Origin of the sequence: Nonomuraea sp. NPDC049784 (genome assembly GCF_040659615.1) — a bacterium.
In the GTDB taxonomy this organism is placed as follows: domain Bacteria; phylum Actinomycetota; class Actinomycetes; order Streptosporangiales; family Streptosporangiaceae; genus Nonomuraea.
Genome location: NZ_JBFAMX010000174.1, coordinates 1 through 18,735, shown reverse-complemented (window position 1 = coordinate 18,735; position 18,735 = coordinate 1). Strand labels below are relative to the sequence as shown.

Sequence of the window (18,735 nt, the reverse complement as noted above, 5' to 3'; positions counted from 1 at the left end):
GGTGGAACGGCCGCCCTCTGCAGCGCAAACGCACCAGTCACCTGGCCCGACTCGAACCAGCCCTGACCGCCTGAAATGAGTTAACCAGCAGGGTCGTACAGGGCGCGCCCGCGTGCGCGTGGGCGGTGTCTGAAAAGTTTCCAAAACCCGGCTCCCTTCCAGGGGAGCGAGCACGAACCACCCCCGCGCAGGGGGACCCGTCGGGTCCGAACCCCTCCGCCTCAAGCCTGTCAGATAACGCGCCCGGCAACCCACGTCGTCCAGATCCATCATGAGATTCTTCATCGCCTGGAGCACCAAGCTCGCGGTCGGGTGAGCGGTGGCGCCTAGCACACGGACGTGCCGGGTGGCGTGCTCGATGACGGCCAGGATGTACTGACGCTGTCCATTGAGCGTGAAGGTCTCGATGTAGTCGCAGGCCAAAATAGCGTCGGCTTGCGAACGCAGGAAGTCGGCCCACGTGCTGGACGCCCGCTCGGGAGCCGGATCAAGCCCTTCCTGCTTGAGGATCTCCCAGACCGTGGACGGAGCCACCGTGATGCCCAGCATGACCAACTCGCCGTGTGCACCCGCCTATATCCCCAGGACGGGTTCTCCCGACCAGACGCAGAATGAGAACGCGGACAGAGCGGACGGTTGGCGGGCGCCCGCGCCGTTTCGGTCGGCAGGCACGGGCGTGACGCTGTTTCATCAGATCGCGGTGCCAGCGCAGGATGGTGTCCGGACGGACCAGGAGATGCAGCCGGCGTAGGACCTCGCGGGGCAGCGACGTCAGAAGGGCGCGAGAAAGGCCCGGTCTTCGGGGGCGAACCTCGCCCTGGTGCCGGCGCCGAGTTGCCGTTCAAGGACGGTGATCTGGTGACGCAGGGCGAGAATCTCGACATCCTTGTCACGATCTCCCAACGACAGCAACCGCAGCGCCGCGAAGGTGTTCGTTACGGCGAGATAGGCCAGGCGAAAGAGCACGGCCGAACATCATGCCGCACTCCCACCCCTCCCTGACGGCCGGAGATCACGTACGTCAGGTTAAGCCATGGCCAAGGCCATGACCTGGGCGGATGACATTGTCGGCAGGCGCAGTGTCCCCGCCTCGTCCGCGCAATGTCACGGTGGCGAGTGACACCGCTGTCACACGGCCCAGTTCGCCACCCGCCCCGACCACCAGCGCCACCCGCTCGCTCGCCATGACGATCTCCTTGTCCCCGATGGCACACTCAGGTTCGCCATCGGCCGGGTGAGAGGTCGTCACCGGATTCCGGTGATCTCGCGGGGAGGTACGCTGACGGCCGGCCGGGGGAGGTGACGCCGACGCCGTGGTCGAGGGCGAGCTTCACGATCTCCTCGAACGTCGGGATCTCCGGCAGCCCGTCGAAGGCCGTGTTGTCCGGGCGCAGGTCGGGGACGCGTTCCTTGGCGCGCAGCGTCTTCAGCTCGGCCAGCGTGAAGTCCTCGGTGAACCAGCCGGCCGTCGATGGTCTTCGTGGTGCGCCGACCGGCGAACTCGGGGTGCGCGGCCACGTCGGTCGTGCCGGAGATCTCGTTCTCGTGCCTGGCCACCAGCACGTGGTCCTTGGTGGAGACGAGGTCGGACTCGATGTAGTCGGCGCCCATCGCGATGGCGGCCTCGTACGACAGGAGGGTGTGCTCGGGCCGGTGGGCGCTGGCGCCGCGGTGGCCGATCACGAGGGGGATCTGGCCGCGGCGTTCGGCCGTGGCGGAGGGGGTCTGGGTCAGCACGACGGCGACCGTACCGCCTGCAAGGGCGGCGGACAGCACGCTCGCGATAACCTGCGCATCGTCATGCGCGCACGCTAGACCGCTCAGGTGGACCCCGAGTTACGGGTGGGCGCACAGTGGCGAAGCGCCGGCCGGGGCGGCGGATCGCGGCGGGGTTTCGGCGCATCGGCCGTGTCCGGAAACCGTTCCGGCAGGTCACAACGCCTGTACGCGGAGCGCATGTCAGCGTAACCCGGCGCAACAGGGCAGTCATCCCCGGGCAATACGCGCTCCCTAGCTTCCTGCGGCGAGGCACTCGCACGAGGAGGCGGCATGGATCTCGCCGACAATCCGGCTCTGGAGGACTACTCCCTCCGCTACGCACCGAGCACGTTCCGGTCATGGACGCCGTGGATGATCGTCATGAGCTGCCTGGCGGGCCTGTCCGCCATGGCCGGGTACGCGCTCAACGCGGCCTTCGTCAACGAGTTCGGCTTCGGCAACTCGGTGCTCGGATTCGCCGTCGCCATGGTGATCACGCTCCCGCTCATGCTGGCAGCGGCCTACGCGATCGCCCGCAAGCACATCGACATCGACCTGCTCACCCGGGGCGCCGGCTTCGGCTATCTCGGCTCGACGCTGACGTCCCTGGTGTACGCCACGTACACGCTGATCTTCCTGGCGTACGAGGGCGCCATCATGGCGCAGGCCGTCACCGCCATCTCCGGCCTGGACATCCACCTCTCCTACGTCGTCGTCGCCGTCGTGATGATCCCCCTCACCGTGTACGGGATGACATTCAGCTCCAAGTTCCAGGCGGGGACGTGGCCCATCTGGGTCCTGCTGATCGGCATCGCGATCTGGTCGGCGGCCACCGCCCCGCACCCCCTGGACAACATGGTCCAGTCGCACGTGGACGGCGGCGGCATGGTAAGTGGCACGGTCACGGTCACGCTGCTCACGGTCTTCACCATCGCCGCCGCCCAGCTCGCGCTGGCCGCGCAGATCGGCGAGCAGGGCGACTACCTGCGCCTGATCGGCGATCCCGTGCCCGGCAAGGCGGGTCGCTGGCGGCTGGCGGTCTTCCTCGGCGGTCCCGGCGTCGCGCTCTTCAGCATGCTGATCTTCTTCGCCTCCACCCTGCTCGTCGGATACGCCGAGACGCGCGTCAGCCCCGAGCGGGCGGCCGAGCCGGTGGAGCTGTTCACCGTGGTCTACGAGCGGATCCTGGGAAATCACCAGGCGGCGCTGGTGCTGGCGGTGGTGCTCGTGCTGCTGTCCCAAATCAAGATCAACATCATGAACACCTACTCCGGGTCGCTGTCGTGGTCGAACTTCTTCTCCCGGGTCCTGCACCGCCACCCCGGCCGAGCCGTCTGGGTGTTCCTGCAGGTGGGGCTGTCCCTGGTGCTGATGGAGCTGGACATCTACCACAACATCATCACGGTGCTCGCCTGGTACGCCAACATCGGCATCGCCTGGATCGCCGCCGTCGCCTCGGACCTGGTCATCAACAAGCGGCTGCTGAAGGTGTCGCCGCCGCAGGTCGAGTTCCGGCGGGCGCACCTGTTCAACGTCAACCCGGTCGGGTTCGGCTCGATGGTGGTCGCCGGGGTCGTGTCGATGGCCGCGTACTACGGGGCGCTCGGCGCCACGGCGGCGGCGCTGTCGCCGTTCATCGCGCTCGTCATCGCCCTGGTCCTGCCGCCCGTCCTCGCGGTGGCCACGCGCGGACGTTGGTACATCGCCCGCGGCAGCGACCTGCCCGCCGCCGGCGAGTTGCCCTGTGTGGTCTGCCACGGCTCCTACGACGTCTCCGACATGGCGGCCTGCCCGTTCCACGAGGGCACGATCTGCTCACTGTGCTGCTCGATCGAGGCGACCTGCAAGGACGGCTGCAAGCCCAGCGCCTGGCGGCCGGTCGGACCGGGCGAGCCGGTGCTGCTCGGCCTCCCGGTACGGGTGCGCGCCGCGGCCGAGGAGACGGCCTGAGATGACGGCGATCGCGAGTTACCTGCCGGAAACGGGCCGGGAATCGGGGAGAAACGGCTCGTCCGTAACTTTCGGGTGCATGGCGGGCCGTCTTCCCCGATCGCACCAATCGGGCGTCGAACGTGAGGGAGACCTGCGCCGCCTGCACGACCTGCTGCGCTCCGCCATCCTGCGCGGCGTCTTCCCCGACGGCCTGCTGCCCGCCGAGGCCGAGCTCATGGCCTCCTACGGGGCGACGCGGGCCACCGTACGCGAGACGCTCGCCGTTCTGCGCCGCGAGGGCCTGATCGACCGCCGCCAGGGCGTCGGCACGCATGTCGTGGTCAAGGCCGTGCTGACCCAGCTCGTGGAGGCCCACGGGGCCGAGCCGCCGAGCCAGGAGAGCCTGCTCAACCGGCGGCTGCGGCCCCGCGTGCTCGACCGGTCCATGATCCCGCTGCCCGCCCTGGCCGCCGACCGCCTCGACGCCCCGGCCGGGACGCCGTGCCTGCGCCTGGAGTACGTGTCGCTGTTCGGCGACGAGCCCCATGGCATGGCCACCAACTACGTGCTCAGCCCGGAGGCGGAGCGCATGGCGGACATGCCGTTCGTCCACGACTGGTACACCCTGCTCAACGAGGCCGGCGTCGGCTACGGGGAGTCGGAGTTCATCTACGGCTGCGCCGCCGCCGACGCCGCCACCGCCGCCCGCCTCGGCATCGCCGAGGGTTCACCGATGATCACCATGGAACAGGTGATCAGGGACACCGCCGGCCGGCCGTTCAACCTGGCCTTCATCCACATCCGCGGCGACCGCTTCCTGTTCGTCTCGAACGCCGCACGCCGCCAGTAACCCCTCTCCGGCACGTTCGCGTGCGAAGCGTTGCCTGCCCATTTATCTAGGAGTGACGATGAATCCCCCTGTGACGCTCACCGACGCCGCCGCGGCCCTGCGCGGCGGCGAGGTGACCAGCGTGGCGCTGACCGAGCAGGCCATCGCCCAGGCCGACCGGCTCGACGGCGAGCTCGGCACGTATGTCACCAGATTCGACGAGACCGCGCTGGCGGCGGCCAGGCGGGCCGACGAGGAGCTGGCGGCCGGAGTGGACAAGGGCCCGCTGCACGGCATCCCGTTCGGCGTGAAGGACATCATCGCCGCCGCCGAGGGCCCGACCACCGCGCAGAGCCTGGTCCAGCCGGACTGGGCGGGCAAGGACGCGCCCGTGGTCGCCCGGCTGAAGGCGGCGGGCGCGGTGATCACCGGCAAGGTCACCACGATGGAGTACGCCATCGGCATGGTGGACCCGTCCAAGCCCTTCCCCACGCCGCGCAACCCCTGGGACCCCGGCACGTGGCCGGGCGGCTCCAGTTCGGGCACCGGCAACGGGGTCGCGGCCGGGATGTTCCTGGCCGGGCTCGGCAGCGACACCGGCGGCAGCATCCGCATCCCGGCCGCGTTCTGCGGGGTCAGCGGGCTGATGCCGACCTTCGGCCGGGTGCCGAAGTCGGGGGTCGCGCCGCTGGGCTACTCGCTGGACCACGTGGGGCCGCTGGCGCGCAGCGCCCGTGACTGCGCCGCCGTCCTGGAGGTGATCGCCGGATTCCACCCGAGCGACCCCGACTGCGTGGACCTGCCCCTTGACCTGCCGGTCTTCGGCGGTTCCCTGGAGAGGCTGCGGATCGGCGTCGTACGCGAGCACCACTTCCCCGAGGGCGCCGACCCAGCCGCCGGGCCCGCCTTCGACGCCGCCCTCTCCGCCCTGACCGGGCTCGGCGCCACGCTAAGCGAGGTGAAGCTGCCGTACTGGCACGAGATGCTCACCGCCGACCTGATCACCATGTGCGCGGAGGCGTTCGCCTACCACCGCAACGACTTCGCCGAGCGCTGGGGCGACTACTTCGCCGCCACCCGCGCCATGCTCGCCCGCGGCGCGCTAATCAGCGGCGCCGACTACGTGCAAGCCCAGCGCGTCCGCCGGGTCGCCCAGGACGCCCTGGCCCGCCTTTACAACGACGTGGACGTCATCGTCTGCCCCACGGCCTCGATCGGCGCCCCCGCCTACGACGCCCTCACCGACCCGGAGGGGCGGCTGAACGTCGATGAGATGTTCGCCAAGACCTTCACCGGCTACTGGGACACCGTCGGCAACCCCGTCCTGGCCGTGCCCATGGGTTTCACCGAGGGCGGCCTGCCCCTGTCGCTGCAGTTCGCCGGCCGCCCCTTCGAGGAGGCCGTGATCCTGCGCGCCGGCGACGCCTACCAGCAGGCCACCGACTGGCACCTGCGGGTCCCCGAACTGGCCGCCGTACCCCAGACCGCCTTTTAGGAAAGGGAAACACATGACCGCCAACGAGATCGTCGGACAGCTCCTCACCGCCGCCGGGCTCACCGTGCCGGAGGACGAGATCGCCCTGATCGCCGCCGGATACGAACTCCAGCGCGCCGGCGTGGACGCCCTCTACGCCGTCCCCGAGGCCCGCTACGTCGACCCCGCCCTGCGCTTCCGCGCCGACGCCCGCATCGTCGACTGGGCCGAGTGAACCCGGGCGGCGCGTGGCCCGCGGGTCACGCGCCGCGCACGTGTGCCGTGCCAATACTCGTGTACTGACGCTCACCTGGGATGCAAGCGATCGCTAAGCCGCTCGCCGATACTGATTGATCAACCCCGAAACAGCCTTGGTCCGTCGGACCGGCACCCTCATATCGATCACCCAGCCGGGCTCGTGCAGTGGCGGCTTCTGATCTCGGGACTGATGCGGACGATGATCGTTATAGTGCCGCTCGAACTCGGCGAGCACCCGACGCAGATGCCGCTCACCATAGACCAGCACGTGGTCTAGGCACTCACGCCGTAGCGTCCCGGCGAACCTCTCCGCATAGCAATTCGCTCGAGGCGCACGGGGTGGAATCTTGAGGATCCGTACGCCAGACCCGGTGAACACCCGGTCGAAGACCCGGGAGAACTTGCCATCGCGGTCCCTGATGAGGGACTTAAACCGACCGGCACGCTCCCCCAAGTCCATCAGCAGATTCCTCGCCTGCTGCGCAGTCCACACCCCGGTCGGGTAGGCGGTCACGCCGAGGATGTGAACGCGCCGTGTTTCGATTTCCATCACGAAGAAGATGTACAGCCGCTTGAGGAACACGGTGTCGGCGTGCACGAAGTCGCAGGCCAGTAGGCCACTGGCTTGGGAGGCCAGGAACTGCCGCCAGCTCGGTGACGCCCGGCGTGGTGCCGGGCCGAGCCCGCCTGCGGCCAGGATCCGGCGGATCGTGCCCTCCCCCACCCGATGCCCTAAGCCGATCAACTCGCCGTGAATCCTTCGATAACCCCAGCGGAGATTCTCCTGAGCTAGGCGTGTGATCAGATCACGCACCTGCTCGGGGATTGGCGGGCGACCAGCGTTGTTCGGGTAGGTCCAGTGCCGCTTGACCAGTCTGCGGTGCCAGGCCAGCAGGGTGCCCGGCGTCACGATCCGATGTGCCCGAAACCAGCGCGGAAGACGTCGGGTGAGCGCGGCCAGGATCGCCCGATCGGCCCAATCCGGCCGCGGACGAGCGACCTGGCGACGTAGCACCGCCACCTCATGCCGCAGCACGAGGATCTCCACTTCTTTAGAGGCATCGCTGCGGGCCAGCAGGATCAGCCAGCCCACGACCCGGGCGAAGATCAGATACAGCAGACGGAAGCACACGAGGAGCGAGGATAAGCCGCAGGTCAACCACCATGCACGAGTATTGGCACAGCACAAGCCCCTGAAAATCGAGAAATCGCAGGTCATATGGCCCCTGGGATTCAAACCCGGACCTACGGATTAAAAGTCGACAGGCTTTCGGCTTATCTCGAAGCTGCCTGTGCACGTGGTCTCCTGACCACCAGCGCGACGCCGAGCGCCACCAGCCAGACCGCCGTGAGCGCCCGGCCCAGGCCGGTCACCACGTGGAGGCCGGTCTGCACGATGTCGTGCGTGCTGATCGAGACCACGAGTGCCCACAGGATCGTCTCCAGCACGCACCCGGCGCCGGCCAGTATCGCGGCCACCGCCCCCACCCGCGTCAACCGCCAGGTCAGCGAGCCGAGCACCACCAGGCAGACGCCTTGCCCCAGGCTTCCAGCCAGGCCGACCAGCAGCCACGGCAGCCGCTCGGGCGCTCCGAGCGCGTAGGCGTACGCCAGGTGCACGACGAACGGCAGGATCAGCGTGAGAGCGAACAGGGCGGCAACCTTGCCGGTGCGCCACAGGCCCGCGGTGAGCACGGGGGCGGCCATGGCCAGCGCGCCAAGGCGCACCGCCTCCCAGCCGTTCCAGTCGAGGATGGCGGTGAAGTCGCCGGTGATCGCCCCACGCCAGTGCGCCTGCCGATAATTACATCCGCCCAGGTCATAACCCTGCGAGGGCTTCGCGTGGCGGCGCGAGCTATGGCCACCCAGGAGACGGAACCAAGTACGGCATGATGATCAGCCGTGCTCCTTCGCCTGGCCCACCTCACCGTCACGACCACTTTCGCCGCACTGCGGTTGCTGCCCATGGGCGATCGGGACAAAGACGTGGAGATACTTGCCCTGCGCCACCAGATCACCGCGCTTGAACGGCAACTCGGCGCCGACACCAGGGTGAGATTCGCCCCGGCAGACCGGGCCCTTCTCACCGTCCTGCTGACCTCGCTGCCTCGCGAGGTCCTGCGCCGACTGCGGCTCCTCGTCCGGCCGGACACCGTCCTGCGGTGGCACCGCGACCTGATGCGACGGCGCAATTCCCGCACCTGCCGGCCGAAGCGACCTGGGCGCCCGCCCACGGTCCGCTCCATCCGCGCTCTCATTCTGCGCTTGGTCCGGGAGAACCCGGGCTGGGGCTATCGACGGGTGCACGGGGAGCTCGCCACGCTCGGCATCAAGGTCGCACCGTCCGCGGTCTGGGGAGATCATCAAACAGGAAGGCCTTGGCCCGGCACCCCAGCGGGCGTCCACCACCTGGGCCGACTTCCTGCGCTCCCAAGCAGACGCCCTGCCGGCCTGCGATTTCGTCGAGACCGTCACCCTGAACGGGCAGCGTCAGTACATCCTGGCCGTCATCGAGCACGCCAGCAGGCGCATTCGCGTGCTGGGCACCACCGCTCACCCGACCGCCGACTGGGTCGTCCAGGCGATCAGGAATCTCGTGATGGATCTGGAAGATACGGGCTGCCGGGCGCGCTTTCTGCTCCGAGACAGGGATGGCAAGTTCCCCGCCCTTACGAACGAGATCCTCGCCGAGGCCGGCATCAAGACGATGCTCACCGGCATCCGGATGCCGCGGATGAAATCGATCATGGAGCGATGGGTGCAGTCCTGCCGCCACGAACTCCTGGAACGCTGCCTGCTCTGGAACGAACGCCACCTACGGCACGCCCTACGCGAGTACGAACACTTCTACAACCAGCACCGCGCCCATCAAGCCCTGACCCAAGCCGCGCCGCTGCGTCCCATCCCGGACCCGATCACGGACCCCGAACGAATCACCTACCTGAACATACTCCGACGAGACCGGCTCGGCGGCGTCCTCCACGAGTACTCACATGCGGCTTGAACTGCACGGATGGAGTTTTCGGCAGGCGCAATGTGAGATGTAATCCAGGTGCAGCCCGGCGTGAACCGGGCTCGTGTTCGCGAGTTACCCATGCACCGAGACCGCTGTCGTGCCGTAGCGCTCTACCATGGCGTGGTGAGTCATTCCGACCAGAGGGCACTGGCTCGGCTCGAGGTCGCGATGTCGGCTGTCGTGCGGTGGAGTGAGAGCAAGCACGTCAAGGCCGAGGTGGCGCGTCGCTCGGGATGGGATCTTCCCAGCAGCGAGCTGCGCCTGCTGGAGCACTTCGACGTCGCGGAGCCCATGCGCATCTCCGACATCGCCGAGTGCATGCACGTCGACATGTCCACGGTCTCGCTGCAACTACGCAGGCTTCGCTCCGACCACCTCGTCACGCGGATACCGGACCCACACGACCGTAGGGTCACTTTGATCGCCATCACCGACGCGGGCCGCGCCGCATTGGCCCGGGTCCGCGCCGCGCGCCGCGATCTTCTCTGTGACGTCCTGGCCGACACCGACCCGGCCGAGCTCGGCCAAGCCGCCGATGTCCTATTGCGGGTGCAGGAACACATGCTCGGCGGCATGCGCACCACGCTCGGTCTCACCGGCTCTCACTGACAACCTCTCCGCCGAAGGTTGGTTGCGACATCGCCACGGCAAATGCTTTGATTGCTCAAAGTAAATATCTGGAGGTGGGATCTCGATGGCCACAGCACTGATCACTGGCGGGAACGACGGCATCGGCAGGGCGCTGGCCGACACCTATCTCGACCGTGGGTACCAAGTTGTTGTCGTCGGCCGAAATCGCGGCAAAGGCCAGGCATTCCTCGATGCCGCCGCGAGGCACGGGGCGGCCGACCGCGCCCGGTTCCTGCAGGCGGACCTGAGTCTCGTCACCGAGAACGACCGTGCCCTCGCCTGGGTAGCCCAGACCTACCCGAGTATCGACGTCCTGGTGCTCGGCGCGCGGTACCACCGCTCCAATCGCGTGGAGACCATGGAGGGATTTGAGAACAACTTCGCGCTCTACTATCTCAGCCGGTTCCTCTTCAGCCATGGCCTGGTGGAGTCGCTGAGCCGGGCGCCACACCCGGTCATCCTCAACTTCGGCGGGGCCGGCCAGACCGGGCCCGTACGCTGGGACGACCTGCAACTGCGGCGAAACTATCCAGGGACCGGCGCGCTGGGGCACAGCGCGAAACTGTGCGACCTGCTTGGCGTCAGCTTCACCCAGATCTACCACGACACACCCATCCGGTATGTGCTGAACCATCCCGGCGTCGTCACCACCAGCTTCGCCGGCGAATACGACGAGGCAACCGCGGCCCAAGTGGCAATGCTGAAAAGCGTCGGCAAGACCACCGCACAGGCCGTCGCAGAGATCCTGCCTTATCTCGACGAGCCACCCGCGCGATTGACCGCAGTACTGGAAGGCAAGCGCATCCCCACCAACACTGCAGCCTTCGACCCTGAAGAAGCAGTTCGCCTCCACGAGATCACCCAAAAGCTCCTCGCAGATCTCTCCCGTTGACGCACAAGCACGCGGGCATGGCGCAACCAGATCGGCGAATCGCGTGTAGCGGACCAACTATTCAGAGGGAATATTAAGCGGGCGGACCAAGGGCTTCACCGAGTACCTCGGACGCCGGGGCGTGGCCTGCCGCGGTGAGCCGCACGACTTCGGGCAGCTGGCCGAGACTACGCGGACCGATCAGTTTTCGCACCGTGGTCGTCGTGGCCTCCAGTGAGCCGGTCGCCACCTGCCCGGGAGAACTCGGCGACATCGTCGGCGAACCGCGCCAGCAGTCCTTGCGCCCGCAACGTCGCGGAGCGCTCCCACGCGATCTCGGCCCGGGTGGACGCCCCACGGCCTCGTCACCACGTACGTCTCACCGAGGCCGGTTACGGCAAGGGCACCGGGCGTTCAATGCTCGCGCAGGCACCGGGTGACGTGGGCCGAGATGTCGGCCAGCGTGTCGAGCTGGGCGCGGTCGAGTGGGTCAATGAGCCACCTGCGGATGTGGCGTTCCCGGGCGGGGATGGCCCGCTCGACGGCCGTGCGGCCGTCGATGGTGAGGGTGATGAGGGTGCCGCGAGAGTTGACGGGGTCCTGCTCGCGGGCCACCAGACCGCGCGCGGCCATCCGGGTCAGGTGGTGGTGCAGCCGGCTCTTCTCGAACTCCGTGACGCCCGCGAGCTTGTACCGCTTCAAATCTCGTCAACGTGTCTTGAACTGCGGTGATGCGATGGCTCTTACGCTGGCCTTAAGCGACCGCTAAAAGGCGATTGAGCAACTGCTCAAGTAATATTGAGCGTCCGCTCAAACGAGAACGATCGTTCTCGGACTAAAACCAGGTCAGAGTGGTGGTCGCATTTTTCGGCACCCGCAAGGTCGTATGCCGACAGATGGCCACCCACCGCTTCCGGATCCCGCGCGAGGCCAGGCTTATCCGGCACAGGACTACGTCGGCGCCTCTGCCGTTCACCGGTCTCGTCTCAACCCTGACGCATGGCACGTCTGATATCGAGGGCGGCGGCGAACAGCCAGATGATGAACGTCACCGCCATGAGGCGCTCTCCCAGTCCGGTGGCTGAGCGGCTGCCGAACAGGCCGCCGAGTTGGTTGTCGAGGATGCCGGTTGCCCAGAAGATCGCATAGCCCGCAGGCGGAAGGAAAGCAAGTCCGTTCAGTCTCGTGGTGCTCGTGGCCGTGCGGATCGGGCGGGTGAGCAGTGGCCCGGCGAGGGCGAAACAGGTGAACGCCAGGATGCCGGCCGCCGCGTGGATCACCCCCGAGGTGGTCACGAAGCGGGGATCGGTCGGGTCAATGGGATCAGTGGGGAACGCGCCGACCACCACCATGCTGGACCCCGCCGTGGCCAGCAAGATGAGGCCTGCGCGCGGTCGGGGCGACGGCAAGGTTGCGGCGATCGCGGCGGTGAGGGCGAGCACTCCCAGCCCAAACGCCAGTGCGGCAAAGCTGAGCAACCAACCGTAGGACCCCAGCACGTACTCGCTGACGGTGATGCTGATCGGGTCCCTGCCTGGGCCGACGACATGCAGGCTCGCGACCAGCGCCACGAATACAACAATTCCCGCTATGCCGGCCTCCGCCAGCTTCGCGACGTCCGTCCGCCTTTGTTGCTTGAGTGTCTCGCCGGTGGTCGTCATGGGCATGGCTCCGTCCGATAATGCGTGTCTACAATGTAGACACACACTACAATGTAGACACATGCTTTGCGACATATGAGGAAGGCCAGCCATGACGAGTGACACGGTTGAGGTGCCCGGGGCGCGGCTGCACGTTGAACGTGCCGGCGACGGGCCCGCACTGCTGCTGATCTCCGGCGGCGGAGGCGACGCCGGGATGTACGCGGACGTGGTCCCGCTGCTGGCGCGAACGTTGACCGTGATCACCTACGACCGGCGCGGCAATTCGCGCAGCCCGTTCACCCACCCGGACGCCTCGATCACGCCTGCCACCCAGGCGGACGACGCGGTCGCCATCCTTGACCACCACGGCCTGGAGCGCGCCTATGTCTTCGGCAACAGCGGCGGCGGGACCATCGCCCTGGAGATGGTGGCCCGGCACCCCGACCGCCTGCTGGGCGCGGTCGTGCACGAGGTGCCGCTGGTCCAACTCCTGCCAGCCGACTCCGCCGAACGGCGGGAGATCGAACACATCGGCCGCCTCGGCCGGGACGGGCACCTGATGCGGGCCTACGCGGCCTTCGGCGCGATGACGCTGCCGGATCCGCCGCGGATGTTCCTGTCACCCGCCGGGCAGGCTGTCATCGCCGTCGGCACCCACCTCATGCTGGCCGCCAGCAGCCTGGCGCGGAAGGTCACCCGGCGCGAGCCGGACGTGATGAACCGCCAACTGCACAACGCTGAGCTCATGCTGCGCCGCGAACTGCCCGCCTTCTGCTTCGACTACCGGCCCGACCTGGCCGCGCTGGCCGCCACCACGGCACCGTGGCGCCTGGCCACCGGGCGCGACAGCGTGGGCAAGCCTTACCACACTCCCGCGCACGTGCTGTCGCAGCGCCTTGGCATACCCTGCCAGGAGTTCCCCGGCGGCCATGTCCCGTTCATGCAGCACCCGGAGGAATTCACCAAGACACTCGCCACGATCCTGGAGGACTTCGCAGCATGACAGCCGACCCCAGCCCGCCGGGCAGGCTGCCGGAGCCGCCCACCCGGCCCACCCTCACCCGCGAATACCTCGCCGCCGCCGCGCTCGCCCTCATCGACACCCACGGCCTACGCAAGTTCTCCATGCGCAAGCTCGGCACCGCGGTCGGCTTTGACGCGATGGCGGCGTATCGCTACTACGACGACCAGGAGGCGCTCTTCGACGGTGTCGCCGAGGCGCTCTTCGCGGAGATCGACGTCGACACCCTGCCCTGGGACGGCCCCTGGCAGGAACTGGCGCGCGAATACTGCCTGCGGCTGCGCGACACCCTCGTGCGCCATCCCCACGCCGTGCAGGTGTTCGCCACTCGCCCGGTGCGCTCGCCCGCCTCCATCGACACCGGCGTCAAGATGCTCACCAAACTCCACGCCGACGGCATCCCCCCGGCGCACGCCCTACGCATAGCCCGCTGCCTGCGCGAGTTCACCATCGGCCACGCCCTGGCCATCGCGATGACCAAGCTCGGCGCAGAACGGCGCAGCCGCAAACCACGGCCCGACAGCCCTGACTACAACCTGCTCGCCGAAGCCGCCGACGCCACTACCCTCGACGACCACTTCGAGTTGGGGCTCACCGCGATACTGCGCGGCTTCCAGCACTCCGCCGACTGACAAGGCCGTGCTCACCGAGGCGGCCGGCTTCGACCCCCGTCAGAAGCTCATCGGCCTGGACATCCCCGCCGCCTTCATCCACGGCAGGCGCGACTCGCAGATCCCGCTCGCGGTGTCCCAGACCTTGGCCGCCCTGGCACCGCGCGGCAGCCTGCACATGATCGAAGGCTCCGGCCACATGCCTCACCAGGAACGGCCCCGCGTTCAACGCCACCCTCCGCGCCGTCCTGCACGATATGGCGCCGACCGCGTCCCGGCCATAGCCCGCCACGGCCTGACCAGGGCAGGGCTCACCCCTGACGGCCTTGGCTGCTTGTTGGTGATCGCCGACCTGCGCTCAGCCGATCTAGCGAGTGGCCAGGCGCCTGTAGCCGTAGAGGAAGGTGTGCACCCCCGCGGTGACCATCGCTCTGAGCGCGTCCTGATCATGCAAGGCGGCTCGGTCGGTCAGGTTGTCGGCGGAGATGAGCAGCATCAGGTGCCCGGCGGCACGTACGGGGTCATCGATCGCGAGGTCGCCGCGCTTGGCGATGCGACGTAGCCGTTCGGCGAGTTCGCGCCGGGTGCGGCCGGGGCCGTTCTCTTGCCAGAGCTTGAGCGCGGCCTCCGGGATGTGCTCCATCTCGGCGTTGATCTGGCGGATGAGCGCGAAGTGCGGGGCCAGGTCGGAGGTCAGCACTCCGAGCCAGGCCAGCCCGAAGTCGATCAGGTCCGCTTCGAGGTCGACGACCTTGCCCAGGTGGCGGTCGATGATGTCGACCATCGTGTCGGCAACGCGTTGCGTGCTCTCCTGGATCACCGTCTGGAACAGCTCGGCCTTGTCGGTGAAGTGGTTGTAGATGGTGCGGTTGGAGACGCCCGCCGCGGCGGCGATCGCGTCCTGGCTGGCGCGGGTGTAGCCGTCGCGGGCGAACAACGTAAGCGCCCCGGCCACGATCGCCCGGCGCTTGTCGGGCTGGCCAGCCGGCTTCTTTCTCTCCGTCACGCTTGCTGAGGCTACCCGATTTACACCGAAGCTTGCATTTATTGCACCGGCCGATGTAACTTCTACACCGTTCGGTGCAACACCGTCCATTAGGGAGACATCCATGACCAACATCGGAATCATCATCGGCAGCACGCGCCCTGGCCGCCGTGGCCGCGCCGTCGCCGAGTGGGTCGCCTCGGTGGCTGCCCAGAAACAGCTGGCGGCCGACTTTGAGATCGTCGACCTGGCCGATTTCGAGCTGCCACTGCTGGATGAGGAGCAGCCGGCCCTGTTCGGCCAGTACGGCAAGGCGCACACGATTCGCTGGGCCGAGGCGATCGCCCGCTACGACGGGTTCGTGTTCGTCACACCGGAGTACAACCACTCGATCCCCAGTGCGCTGAAGAACGCCCTGGACTTCCTCTACACCGAGTGGAACAACAAGGCGGCCGGTTTCGTCGGGTACGGCCTGCACGGCGGGACCCGCGCGGTCGAGCACCTCCGGCTGATCCTGGCCGAGCTGAAGGTCGCGACCGTGCGCACGCAGGTGGCGCTGTCGCTGCACCACGACTTCACCTTCTCCGCCCCCACCGAGCCGGGCGACTTCACCCCTGGCCCGCACCAGCACCAGACCCTCACCGCTCTGCTGGACGACGTCGTCGTCTGGTCGCGGGCGCTGCAGCCGATCCGTGAAGGAGTCCCGGCATGACTTCTCTGTCGGAAACCGCGCTCGACGAACTGGCCGAAGCGATCGCCGCCGGCGCGACGGTCGCCGGGCTCGGCGAATCCACCAGGTTCGCCCACGAAACCTTCGCCGTGCGCGACCAGCTCCTCCGCCGGCTGGTCCGCCAGCATGGTTTCCGCGCGTTGGCCGTACAGGACAACGCCTCCGCCAGCGCGGCGCTCGACGCCTACGTCACCGATGGCACAGGCACGGCCGCATCCGCGCTGGCCGGCGCCTGGCGACCCTGGCGCACCGCCGAGATGGCCGCGGCGCTGGAATGGATCCACACCTTCAACCAGGACCACCCGGACGACCCCGTTCACATCTTCGGGGTCAAGCCCGCGCACGCGCGACCCGCCGACTACGACGCCGTGCTCGACCACGTCCGCCACGTGGCCCCGCACCGACTGGCCGAACTGGCTTCCCACCTGGAGCCGATCCGCACCGCGCACGAGTTCGACGAACACGTGCAGCGCGCGCGAGGCCTGCACCCAGGCCGGCCCTTCGCCGAGCACGCCCGCGACGCGCTCGCGATCGTCGAGCACCTGACCGGCGACGCCGTTCTGGCCCGGATGCGCCTGATCGTGGACTTTCACGAACGCAGCGTTGCCGGACGCGACAACTACGCGGGCGACGCCCAGACGTGGGCCGAGACGATCATCGACTACCAGCGCCGAACCGGCCACCGCGTGGCCTACTGGGACAGCATCGCGCACACCTCGGCTACGCCGACCACCCTGGGTCTGGCACCCCAACGCGGCCCACAGCCCACGGTCGGCAGCATGCTGCGCGACCATTACGGCACGGGATACGTCTCCGTAGCGATCGGATTCCACCACGGCGACCTCGGTGTCGCCACCGTCCCGGACCCGGCCCCGGACTGGCTCGACGCCGGGCTCGGCACGGCGGACCATCCTGCCCGCTGGCTGGACCTACGTGCCGGCGACCAGCGCCGTCGATGGGACGGGCCTGCCAAGGCGCGCGTCATCAGCGGCGTCTACGACCCCGCCCGTGACACCGCCGAGCATCTCGCCGTCGCCTCCCTGCCCGACGCGTTCGACGTGCTCGTTCACCTGCACCGGGTGTCGCCGGTGCAATGGCTGCCTGCCTAGTTTCAGCACCGCGGGTCCGGACTCCACGATCCTCCCGTCCTTAAGCAGGATGACGTGGTCTGCCAGCTCCCGCACCAGGTCGAGGTCGTGGCTGAGCAGGACGACGGCGAGACCGAGCCCGGACAGCTCGGCGGCGACCTCGGCCCGGGTGATGGCATCCTGGCCGGTGGTGGGTTCGTCGGCGACGATCACGGACGGTTGGCCAGCAGCCCGTGCGCCAGGACGAGCCGCTGCTGCTGCCCGCCGGACAACTGGTGCGGGAAGCGTCGCAGAAAGTCCCTGTCGTTGGGGAGCCGCGCCTTGCGCAGGGCGTCGAAGACGCTGGTGCCGTGCCGTACTGCGATCTGCCGGAGGACCGACCCGATAAGCAGCACCGGGTTGAGCGTGGCGGAGGGGTGCTGCGGGATGAACCCGACGGTCCCGGGTGGTAGGCGGTCGCGAAGGACGGGGAAAGGCGTTCACGCTGCCTGAGGAGATCGTGGAGAGGCCGGAGGTCTGATGCGCGAGGCGATCCGGATCGCGGCGATGTCGGCGTGGCCGGCGGTCGTGTGGGCGGCCGCGCGGCTGGCGCAGGTGCGCACTGTGGGACTGGCGGCGGTGCCGCTGACCGTCGTTGCGGTAGCGCGGTGCTGGTGGCGCTGGAGCGGCACGAATCCGTTCTGCTGCTTCACCACCAGCCAGGATCTGGCCGCCTTCTGGGCCTGCCGCCGTCGGGCGTTCGAGCATTTCGGCATCAAGCGATGACAGATCACGGACCACCCACATCGCACCCTGTGACCGGGTAGGCTACGCCACAAGCTGAGCCGCTGGCACTTGAGACACAGAAAGGGGAGGTGGCGCCGTGAAGATCCAGATTGCGAGCCCAGGCGCCGCCGGCGAGTGCTGAGCGAACGCTCTTAGCTTCGAAGCCCTCGTGCGCCTGGGAAAGGTCCCAGATTCCGGTTGCACGAGAGGCCCCCTTGTGAACCTGCACATCCGCGCGGCGACGCTCGAAGACACCCCAGCAATCGACGCCCTGCTCACCGCCTATGCCATCGCCCGCCAAGGACGCCTGCCCGGAGCCGGAGCCGCCCTGGATCGTTTGACCAGGCCGGAGTCGGTGCTCGCGGTCGTCCAGGACGCCCAGGGGATCGTCGGCTTCGGCCAGGCATGGCCCGCCGGCCAGGCGGTCCGTTGCTTCGCCCGAGTCCATCCCGGGCACGTCGGCCGCGGTGTCGGCACTCTTCTGCTCGGCCATCTGGAGGCCGAGGCACGTCGTTTCGGCAGGCAGGCCTTCAACGTGATGCAGCCGGCCACAGACACAGCCGCTGCCGACCTGCTCACGGCACGAGGCTACGAGGTCATCTGCCGTGTGCTCCGCATGGAGATGAGCCTTGAGGACCACCACGCGCCTGCAGCCAAGCTGCCCGACGGCGTCGAGTTGACCAGCTACGGGCCAGGCAACGACGACGCCGGATGCTCCTTGTTCCAGCGCGAGCGGACGGCCGCGCAGGCATCCTCATCAGGCACCGACGCCGCCACGCCGGCGAACTGGCAGGCCTGGACGAGGCGCCCGTCAAACTACGGGAGGACGTGGCTGCCGCGTCGCGGCGGAACGCACTGATCGAGAACGTTCAGCGCGACGATCTGTCGCCGTTGGAGGAGGCGCACGCGATCCGCGACCTCATGGCAGAGGAGAACTTTGCGCCTGCCGAAAACCTCATCCACGCAGTTCAAGCTGCATGTGAGTACTCGTGGAAGACCCCGCCGGGAGCCGAGGACTGTACAAAGAACGGCTCTGGCGCACTTTCGGTGGTGACGGAACGTGATTGTTCGTGTCGGTACATGGCTATCTCGGGGTGCTGTGTCAGCGTGACGCCGGTGTGACG

Annotated in this window: 22 protein-coding genes and 1 pseudogene; 13 read left to right on the top strand and 10 right to left on the bottom strand. The window is 68.1% G+C overall.

Going from position 1 to position 18,735, the window contains the following annotated elements; genetic code table 11:
* From AB0J09_RS30060 to AB0J09_RS30050, 3 genes and pseudogenes are all read right to left on the bottom strand, one after another.
* Positions 1–549 (bottom strand): hypothetical protein (locus AB0J09_RS30060; RefSeq protein WP_360698337.1); only part of this gene is annotated, 549 nt, incomplete at its 3' end.
* A 222-nt stretch (positions 550–771) separates the two neighbouring features.
* Complete coding sequence (locus tag AB0J09_RS30055) at positions 772–966, bottom strand: hypothetical protein (RefSeq protein WP_360698335.1); 195 nt, start codon at positions 964–966, stop codon at positions 772–774.
* A 356-nt stretch (positions 967–1,322) separates the two neighbouring features.
* Positions 1,323–1,737: pseudogene (locus AB0J09_RS30050) on the bottom strand (glycerophosphodiester phosphodiesterase family protein); the annotation flags it as partial.
* A gap of 312 nt (positions 1,738–2,049) precedes the next feature.
* Between AB0J09_RS30050 and AB0J09_RS30045 the strand changes: the two are divergent.
* The 4 genes from AB0J09_RS30045 to AB0J09_RS30030 all read left to right on the top strand — a co-directional run bounded on the left by AB0J09_RS30045 (position 2,050) and on the right by AB0J09_RS30030 (position 6,228).
* On the top strand, positions 2,050–3,708 hold the full coding sequence (locus AB0J09_RS30045; protein WP_360698333.1) for a hypothetical protein: 1,659 nt from the start codon (positions 2,050–2,052) through the stop codon (positions 3,706–3,708).
* Positions 3,709–3,787: 79 nt separating this feature from the next.
* Positions 3,788–4,540 (top strand): GntR family transcriptional regulator, encoded by a 753-nt coding sequence (locus AB0J09_RS30040; RefSeq protein ID WP_360698331.1) that lies wholly within the window; start codon positions 3,788–3,790, stop codon positions 4,538–4,540.
* Between the two features lie 58 nt (positions 4,541–4,598).
* Entirely contained in the window at positions 4,599–6,014 is a 1,416-nt protein-coding gene (locus AB0J09_RS30035; RefSeq protein WP_360698329.1) for an amidase, read from the top strand.
* A 13-nt stretch (positions 6,015–6,027) separates the two neighbouring features.
* Positions 6,028–6,228, top strand: coding sequence for a hypothetical protein (locus tag AB0J09_RS30030; RefSeq protein WP_360698327.1), 201 nt, complete (start codon positions 6,028–6,030; stop codon positions 6,226–6,228).
* Between the two features lie 93 nt (positions 6,229–6,321).
* Here the strand turns inward: AB0J09_RS30030 and AB0J09_RS30025 are convergent, their stop codons facing one another.
* The 3 genes from AB0J09_RS30025 to AB0J09_RS30015 all read right to left on the bottom strand — a co-directional run bounded on the left by AB0J09_RS30025 (position 6,322) and on the right by AB0J09_RS30015 (position 8,420).
* On the bottom strand, positions 6,322–7,383 hold the full coding sequence (locus tag AB0J09_RS30025; RefSeq protein ID WP_360698325.1) for an integrase core domain-containing protein: 1,062 nt from the start codon (positions 7,381–7,383) through the stop codon (positions 6,322–6,324).
* A gap of 143 nt (positions 7,384–7,526) precedes the next feature.
* Complete coding sequence (locus tag AB0J09_RS30020) at positions 7,527–7,979, bottom strand: hypothetical protein (RefSeq protein ID WP_360698323.1); 453 nt, start codon at positions 7,977–7,979, stop codon at positions 7,527–7,529.
* A gap of 168 nt (positions 7,980–8,147) precedes the next feature.
* Positions 8,148–8,420 (bottom strand): hypothetical protein, encoded by a 273-nt coding sequence (locus AB0J09_RS30015; RefSeq protein WP_360698321.1) that lies wholly within the window; start codon positions 8,418–8,420, stop codon positions 8,148–8,150.
* 367 nt (positions 8,421–8,787) lie between these two features.
* On the opposite strand from AB0J09_RS30015, the gene AB0J09_RS30010 reads away from it, so the two are divergent.
* From AB0J09_RS30010 to AB0J09_RS30000, 3 genes are all read left to right on the top strand, one after another.
* A complete protein-coding gene (locus AB0J09_RS30010; protein ID WP_360698319.1) occupies positions 8,788–9,255 on the top strand; it encodes an integrase core domain-containing protein in 468 nt (155 codons plus the stop codon).
* Positions 9,256–9,390: 135 nt separating this feature from the next.
* Entirely contained in the window at positions 9,391–9,876 is a 486-nt protein-coding gene (locus tag AB0J09_RS30005; protein ID WP_360698317.1) for a MarR family transcriptional regulator, read from the top strand.
* An 85-nt stretch (positions 9,877–9,961) separates the two neighbouring features.
* Positions 9,962–10,789, top strand: a complete 828-nt coding sequence (locus AB0J09_RS30000) for an SDR family NAD(P)-dependent oxidoreductase (RefSeq protein ID WP_360698315.1) — start codon at positions 9,962–9,964, stop codon at positions 10,787–10,789.
* Between the two features lie 393 nt (positions 10,790–11,182).
* On the opposite strand, the gene AB0J09_RS29995 is transcribed toward AB0J09_RS30000, so the two are convergent.
* Together AB0J09_RS29995 and AB0J09_RS29990 are read right to left on the bottom strand one after the other, a co-directional pair.
* Positions 11,183–11,470, bottom strand: a complete 288-nt coding sequence (locus AB0J09_RS29995; protein ID WP_360698313.1) for a MarR family winged helix-turn-helix transcriptional regulator — start codon at positions 11,468–11,470, stop codon at positions 11,183–11,185.
* A 284-nt stretch (positions 11,471–11,754) separates the two neighbouring features.
* On the bottom strand, positions 11,755–12,429 hold the full coding sequence (locus AB0J09_RS29990) for a DUF998 domain-containing protein (RefSeq protein WP_360698311.1): 675 nt from the start codon (positions 12,427–12,429) through the stop codon (positions 11,755–11,757).
* 91 nt (positions 12,430–12,520) lie between these two features.
* On the opposite strand from AB0J09_RS29990, the gene AB0J09_RS29985 reads away from it, so the two are divergent.
* A complete protein-coding gene (locus AB0J09_RS29985; protein WP_360698309.1) occupies positions 12,521–13,414 on the top strand; it encodes an alpha/beta hydrolase in 894 nt (297 codons plus the stop codon).
* Complete coding sequence (locus AB0J09_RS29980; protein WP_360698307.1) at positions 13,411–14,064, top strand: TetR/AcrR family transcriptional regulator C-terminal domain-containing protein; 654 nt, start codon at positions 13,411–13,413, stop codon at positions 14,062–14,064. Before AB0J09_RS29985 ends, AB0J09_RS29980 begins: the two co-directional genes overlap by 4 nt.
* Before the next feature lie 346 nt (positions 14,065–14,410).
* Here AB0J09_RS29980 and AB0J09_RS29975 read toward each other — a convergent pair whose 3' ends face one another.
* The gene (locus tag AB0J09_RS29975) at positions 14,411–15,049 is read right to left on the bottom strand and encodes a TetR/AcrR family transcriptional regulator (RefSeq protein ID WP_360698305.1); all 639 of its coding nucleotides are present in this window, start codon (positions 15,047–15,049) and stop codon (positions 14,411–14,413) included.
* Between the two features lie 103 nt (positions 15,050–15,152).
* Between AB0J09_RS29975 and AB0J09_RS29970 the strand changes: the two genes are divergently transcribed.
* Both AB0J09_RS29970 and AB0J09_RS29965 read left to right on the top strand, forming a co-directional pair.
* Positions 15,153–15,740: an NAD(P)H-dependent oxidoreductase gene (locus tag AB0J09_RS29970; protein ID WP_360698303.1), complete on the top strand. Its 588-nt coding sequence runs from the start codon at positions 15,153–15,155 to the stop codon at positions 15,738–15,740.
* Complete coding sequence (locus AB0J09_RS29965) at positions 15,737–16,867, top strand: erythromycin esterase family protein (protein ID WP_360698301.1); 1,131 nt, start codon at positions 15,737–15,739, stop codon at positions 16,865–16,867. Before AB0J09_RS29970 ends, AB0J09_RS29965 begins: the two co-directional genes overlap by 4 nt.
* Before the next feature lie 188 nt (positions 16,868–17,055).
* Here the strand turns inward: AB0J09_RS29965 and AB0J09_RS29960 are convergent, their stop codons facing one another.
* A complete protein-coding gene (locus tag AB0J09_RS29960; RefSeq protein WP_360698299.1) occupies positions 17,056–17,241 on the bottom strand; it encodes a hypothetical protein in 186 nt (61 codons plus the stop codon).
* A 124-nt stretch (positions 17,242–17,365) separates the two neighbouring features.
* Between AB0J09_RS29960 and AB0J09_RS29955 the strand changes: the two genes are divergently transcribed.
* Positions 17,366–17,611 carry a hypothetical protein gene (locus tag AB0J09_RS29955; protein ID WP_360698297.1) on the top strand — a complete coding sequence of 82 codons (246 nt, stop codon included), beginning with the start codon at positions 17,366–17,368 and terminating at the stop codon, positions 17,609–17,611.
* 217 nt (positions 17,612–17,828) lie between these two features.
* Complete coding sequence (locus tag AB0J09_RS29950; RefSeq protein WP_360698295.1) at positions 17,829–18,470, top strand: GNAT family N-acetyltransferase; 642 nt, start codon at positions 17,829–17,831, stop codon at positions 18,468–18,470.
* The last annotated feature ends 265 nt before the right edge of the window (positions 18,471–18,735 follow it).

What these genes read in the sequence shown, in the direction of transcription:
- AB0J09_RS29985 (WP_360698309.1), top strand. Translation starts at nt 12,521, where the DNA reads ATGACGAGTGACACGGTTGAGGTGCCCGGGGCGCGGCTGCACGTTGAA.
- AB0J09_RS30040 (WP_360698331.1), top strand. Translation starts at nt 3,788, where the DNA reads ATGGCGGGCCGTCTTCCCCGATCGCACCAATCGGGCGTCGAACGTGAG.
- AB0J09_RS29970 (WP_360698303.1), top strand. Translation starts at nt 15,153, where the DNA reads ATGACCAACATCGGAATCATCATCGGCAGCACGCGCCCTGGCCGCCGT.
- AB0J09_RS30035 (WP_360698329.1), top strand. Translation starts at nt 4,599, where the DNA reads ATGAATCCCCCTGTGACGCTCACCGACGCCGCCGCGGCCCTGCGCGGC.
- AB0J09_RS29955 (WP_360698297.1), top strand. Translation starts at nt 17,366, where the DNA reads ATGCGCGAGGCGATCCGGATCGCGGCGATGTCGGCGTGGCCGGCGGTC.
- AB0J09_RS29965 (WP_360698301.1), top strand. Translation starts at nt 15,737, where the DNA reads ATGACTTCTCTGTCGGAAACCGCGCTCGACGAACTGGCCGAAGCGATC.
- AB0J09_RS30045 (WP_360698333.1), top strand. Translation starts at nt 2,050, where the DNA reads ATGGATCTCGCCGACAATCCGGCTCTGGAGGACTACTCCCTCCGCTAC.
- AB0J09_RS29980 (WP_360698307.1), top strand. Translation starts at nt 13,411, where the DNA reads ATGACAGCCGACCCCAGCCCGCCGGGCAGGCTGCCGGAGCCGCCCACC.
- AB0J09_RS30030 (WP_360698327.1), top strand. Translation starts at nt 6,028, where the DNA reads ATGACCGCCAACGAGATCGTCGGACAGCTCCTCACCGCCGCCGGGCTC.
- AB0J09_RS29990 (WP_360698311.1), bottom strand. Translation starts at nt 12,429, where the DNA reads ATGACGACCACCGGCGAGACACTCAAGCAACAAAGGCGGACGGACGTC.
- AB0J09_RS30000 (WP_360698315.1), top strand. Translation starts at nt 9,962, where the DNA reads ATGGCCACAGCACTGATCACTGGCGGGAACGACGGCATCGGCAGGGCG.